Origin of the sequence: Winogradskyella luteola, from assembly GCF_019203985.1 — a bacterium.
Taxonomy (GTDB): Bacteria; Bacteroidota; Bacteroidia; order Flavobacteriales; family Flavobacteriaceae; genus Winogradskyella; species Winogradskyella luteola.
Genome location: NZ_JAGSPD010000046.1, coordinates 1 through 588 on the forward strand (window position 1 = coordinate 1; position 588 = coordinate 588).

A 588-nucleotide genomic window follows, 5' to 3' on the forward strand; every position below is an offset into this window, starting at 1 on the left:
GAACGTCCCACGATACCTATTACGTCTACGACCATTACGGCAACCTCAGCTTTGTGCTGCCGCCCAAGTCGGAGCCGCATACGGAAAAACCTGATACCACTGAGCTCGCAGAGCTTTGCTACCAGTACGTCTACGACGACCTCAACCGTTTGGTGGAAAAGAAGATCCCCGGAAAGGGCTGGGAGTACATTATATACAACAAGCTCGACCAGCCCATCATGACACAGGACGCCAACCTCAGGGCACAGAACAGATGGCTGTTCACCAAGTACGATGTCTTTGGAAGGGTCGCCTATACCGGGATATTTGTGCACGGTACCACGGGAAGAACCTACTGGCAGAACTTTGCGTATCTGTACGGTACGCACGAGAGCAGGATAGACCCAGGGGTCGTCAGAAGGGGAACCTTGATCTATTATACCTCCGGTGCGTTCCCTGCCGATTACCACCAGATCCTTACCATTAACTATTATGACGATTACGCCTTTGATCTCGATGGGGGTACGTCCGAGACGGCATATGGGGTCACGCCCATCACAAACGTCAAGGGCCTTGCCACGGGCAGCAAGGTAAGGGTACTGGGATCCG

1 pseudogene is annotated in these 588 nt (G+C 53.4%); it reads left to right on the forward strand.

From position 1 onward, the window contains the following. Window positions 1-588: pseudogene (locus tag KCG49_RS16355) on the forward strand (RHS repeat-associated core domain-containing protein); the annotation flags it as partial.